Source organism: Paenibacillus sp. OT2-17 (genome assembly GCF_009827695.1).
GTDB lineage: Bacteria > Bacillota > Bacilli > Paenibacillales > Paenibacillaceae > Paenibacillus > Paenibacillus polymyxa_B.
The window spans coordinates 1-4,772 of sequence record NZ_WUDQ01000279.1; the positions used below are offsets into that span (position 1 = coordinate 1).

The 4,772-nt window shown below is 47.0% G+C and carries 3 protein-coding genes and 1 pseudogene; 3 read left to right on the forward strand and 1 reads right to left on the reverse strand.

Annotated elements, in window-relative coordinates; genetic code table 11:
• Window positions 1-326: Rrf2 family transcriptional regulator (locus GRP75_RS19455; RefSeq protein ID WP_160790103.1), on the reverse strand; the 326-nt coding region annotated here is incomplete at its 3' end.
• Between the two features lie 239 nt (window positions 327-565).
• Between GRP75_RS19455 and GRP75_RS19460 the strand changes: the two genes are divergently transcribed.
• The 3 genes and pseudogenes from GRP75_RS19460 to GRP75_RS19470 form a co-directional block, all read left to right on the forward strand.
• A complete protein-coding gene (locus GRP75_RS19460) occupies window positions 566-1,579 on the forward strand; it encodes an LLM class flavin-dependent oxidoreductase (protein WP_023988418.1) in 1,014 nt (337 codons plus the stop codon).
• A gap of 263 nt (window positions 1,580-1,842) precedes the next feature.
• On the forward strand, window positions 1,843-3,912 hold the full coding sequence (locus GRP75_RS19465; protein ID WP_160790104.1) for a bifunctional aldolase/short-chain dehydrogenase: 2,070 nt from the start codon (window positions 1,843-1,845) through the stop codon (window positions 3,910-3,912).
• Window positions 3,913-4,264: 352 nt separating this feature from the next.
• Window positions 4,265-4,772 (forward strand): annotated as a pseudogene (locus GRP75_RS19470) (sugar isomerase); the annotation flags it as partial.

The window sequence follows — 4,772 nt, forward strand, 5'->3', positions numbered from 1 at the left end:
CAACACTGATCGTCTTTCTTTAATTCAAGCATTTCGTTGTATATACCACTGGAAGAATAAAGGGTTTGTTGTCCCTCAATCGCTAGATAAATATCAAATACCCGTATATCCTCAGGTTTTTTCTTTAATTTGAACCCACCCTTGACACCAGGTACAGAAGTAATCAAATCGGAACTAACCAATTTTCGTAACAGTTTATGAAAATAAGTAGGTGAAGCACCTAACTGCTGGCTGATGGCCTCCCCAGGTAAAACGGCTTTGTCCGGCAGCATCGTGAGTAGAAGAAGAGCGTAGACAGATTGTTCGACACCTGTTTTCATATGCACTAGCAATCACCTCAATATTTATAACCAGGCTAATGTGGATAAACATTATCCACATATATTGCATAATAGATGAGCTTATTATAAAAGTAAACTGTTTTTTGATAAAAACTAAAAATTTAAATCATTTGCAATTCATAACGGAACACATTATCATAATTGACGTATCAATTGATGGGTCAAAGAATTAAGACGTTGAGGGAAATATGTAAAATAATATTTTGACAGGGGGTTTATATATAATGACTACGCGTAACGTTGCACTATCTATATTAGATCTTGCACCTGTCATTGAAGGCGGCACTCCTGCCGATTCCTTCCGCGACACGGTGGATCTTGCCCAGCATGCTGAACAATGGGGGTACCATCGGTACTGGCTAACGGAGCATCATAACATGCAGGCGGTCGCCAGTGCGGCTACGTCCGTGATCATCGGGCATGTAGCTGCACATACAGACAAGATTCGGGTCGGTTCAGGCGGTATTATGCTGGCTAACCATGCTCCACTCATGATTGCAGAGCAGTTTGGAACCCTAGAGTCGCTCTATCCGGGACGAATTGATCTGGGACTTGGCCGGGCTCCAGGCACGGATCAACCCGCGATGAGGGCACTGCGGCGAGGGCTTCACAGTACTGGGGAAGATTTCCCCGAGCAATTGAATGAACTGCGTTCTTACCTGAATCCAGCGCTAAACGGAGCCGTTCCGGGAGTAAGAGCGATTCCTGGAGAGGGGCTGGACATTCCCATCTGGTTACTGGGATCAAGCGGATTCAGCGCACAGCTGGCAGGTCAGCTTGGGTTGCCGTTCGCGTTCGCCAGCCACTTTGCCCCGGCTCATTTGTTACAGGCTTTAGAGTTGTATCATCGCAATTTTCGGCCATCCAAAGCACTGGATAAGCCATATGTGATGGTCGGTGTTAATGTGCTTGTTGCAGATTCTGATGAGGAAGCAAAATGGCTCTTTACTTCACAAGAACAGCAGTTTCTAAATGTGCTGCGCGGGCACAGCGGAGGACTGAAGCCACCAGTGGATGACATGGAAAAGCTTTGGAGTGAGCACGAGAAGGAGATGGTTCGTGGTAATATGCTGGGGTATTCAGCCATCGGCAGTCCTGACACCGTCAAGCAAAAGATGGATTTGATAATCGACCAGACGAGAGCCAATGAGCTGATTACAACCTCTCAGGTATATGACCATCAAGCGCGCCTGCGCTCGTATGAGCTGCTAGCCAAAGTGATGCGTATAGTTGGGTAATTAGATGAGTTAAACAAATGAGGCTGTGCCAGAAAGGTTCTTATAACCGATTCTGACATGGCCTTTATTTTCTGCGTGGAAATGATCGTTTTACAATGAATATATCCGTTTTATAGATGGGTAAAAATTAAAATTTATTTTTGATTATTTTTGTATTACTTATTTTCAAATTAAAACAAAAGTGTTATAGTCTCCATAAACAAAGAATAACCACTTTAATAAAGCCTTTCAAAACTAAAACTAAACTTGGAGGTCTTTTTCCTATGGTACAAAGTCTGTGGATTTCTTCACAAGCATCTGAGCAGAAAAGCACGCTGGAACAGCTCGTATACCGTTCTAACCTGATTGGCACAGATAGGAGTGTGTGCAACTGGGGAGGCGGCAACACTTCGGTCAAAACGATGATACAAGATTTTCGTGGGCGTGAAGTAGAAGTGATGTACGTTAAGGGCAGCGGTTCCGATCTCGCAACAATGAAAGCGCATAACTTCACAGGGCTTCGTATGGAGGATATTCGTCCTTTATTTGAAAGGGAAGATATGTCTGACGAGGATATGGTCGCATATTTGGCGAACTGTATGATAGATGCCAAGCATCCACGGGCTTCAATTGAGACGCTATTGCATGCTTTTCTGCCTTTTAGACATGTGGATCATACACACCCGGACGCGATTATTAGCTTGTGCTGTGCGCACAACGGCAAGGAAATCGCTAAGGAAATTTTCGGTGACCGTTTTGTATGGGTGCCTTATATCCGTCCTGGCTTTAAGCTATCGAAAATGATTGCCCAAGGTGTACTCGATCATCCACAAGCTGAATTGGTATTGATGGAAAAGCATGGTCTGGTTACGTGGGGAGAGACATCCGAAGCTGCTTATGCGAAAACAATCGAAATCATTCAAGAAGCAGAAAGCTATATTAAAGCTCGTCAAGAGGAAAAGCAGGCATTTGGAGGCACAAAATATAAAGCGCTTACTTATAAAGAACGCCGTAGCATTGCATCCCAGGTCATGCCATCCGTCCGTGGTGCAGTCAGTGATGAGAAAAAGATGATCCTCACCTTTGATGTCGCGGAGGATGTGTTGGAGTTTGTGAACGGCCGGGATTCTGCTGCTTTATCCCAGGTCGGGGCTGCGTGCCCGGATCATCTGGTCCATACCAAGATGAAGCCACTCTATGTAGATTGGACACCGGATGTGGAGGATGTAGAGGGCTTGAAAGTTAAGCTTGCCGAGGGTATAGCAGCCTATAAGGAGCAGTATCAAGCTTATTTCGAGCGCAATCGGCATGAGGGAGATGTTATGTTTGAGGCTGCGCCACGTGTAATTTTGATTCCGGGTATTGGTATGATCAACACAGGAAAAAGCTGGAGCAACGCGCAGGTAAGCGGCGCCTTGTATCATCGGGCTATTGCTGTCATGCGAGGAGCAACGGCGTTAGGAGAGTTTGTTTCACTCAGCGAGAACGAGTCATATAACGTGGAATATTGGCCGCTGGAGCTTTATAAGCTGTCACTCGCGCCAGTAGAAGCTGAATTTTCCCGTAAAATTGCGTTCATTACAGGCGGTGCAGGCGGAATTGGCAGTGCAACCGCACGTCGTTTGGTGGATGAAGGCGCACATGTCGTACTGGCAGATCTGAATCTGGAAGGCGCGCAAAAGGTAGCCGCAGAGATAAATAGTAGCTACGGAGAAAATCGTGCCATCGCCGTAAAAATGGATGTGACGCAGGAGGAGCAAATTCAGGCTGCCTATGCAGAAACGGCATTGACCTATGGCGGTGTAGATACCATCGTCAACAATGCAGGCCTTGCTACATCCAGTCCGTTCGATGAAACATCGTTAAAGGAATGGAATTTAAATGTGAATGTGCTGGGAACGGGTTATTTTCTGGTTGCACGAGAAGCGTTCAAGCTCATGAAGGAGCAGACACTTGGCGGCAGCATGGTGTTCGTCGGTTCCAAAAACTCGGTCTACGCAGGAAAAAATGTAACAGCCTACAGCTCGGTCAAGGCGCTGGAAGCGCATTTAGCCCGTTGTATTGCCGCAGAAGGCGGTGAATATGGTATCCGTGTGAACACCATTTTGCCGGATGCCATTCTGCAAGGCTCGGCAATCTGGAACTCCAATTGGCGCAACGAGCGCGCTGCCGCCTACGGGATTGAGCCCGACCAGCTGGAGGAACATTACCGCAAACGGACGACGCTGCTGGTCAACATTTACCCGCAGGATATCGCCGAGGGCATTGCCTTTTTCGCCTCATCCAAGGCTGAGAAAACGACAGGTTGTATGCTGACCATCGACGGTGGCGTCCCTGCAGCATTTACGCGCTAGCCGAATTAAAATGAACCTATGTAAGCGATAGACTCATTTCAACGGCTCAACACTTAGGATTATAATGAACTAATTTAATGTACTAATCTATTTCACTAATCCAAGCCACATGACGATAGTTTCGAAGGGCTTATACACACTAACACTTTAAAAATAGAAGTGACTTTATGGGTGGTCAGCAGCAGAGCGGGCGGAATTGTTCTGAAGAAACGATGTGTTCGCCTTTGCAACGGGATTTTAACCTTATCATGTGTTATAAAATGAAAAATCCCGTTGCAACAGCGATCGGAAGAACAATCCGCACGCGAAGCGGCCTCCCGTAACTCACTTCATTTTCCAAGGAGGAACCACGATGAGTGACAAAGCGTACGCCTTATTCGAGGAGCAACAGCAACAACGGGGCATTGACCTGGAGCAAGTAAAGGCAAAGCTGAAAGCGCTTAGCATAGAAACACCATCCTGGGGATATGGCGACTCAGGTACACGGTTTAAAGTCTTTCAGAAAACGGGCGTGCCGCGTGATCCGTTCGAAAAGCTGGAGGATGCCGCGCAGGCTCATGCCGTGACAGGCTTATGTCCATCCGTTGCGATCCACATTCCGTGGGATACAGTAGACAATTACGGCAAGCTTCGCAGTCATGCCGAAAGCTTGGGACTACAGATTGGGGCCGTGAATCCCAACCTGTTTCAAGACGAGGACTACATGCTCGGCAGTGTCACCAATGTAGACCCGGCCATCCGCCGCAAGGCCATCAACCATTTGCTGGAATGCGTGGATATTGCGAAGGAAACGGGCTCTAACGATTTTAGCTTATGGTTCGCAGACGGAACGAATTATCCCGGCCAGGGGGACATTCGCA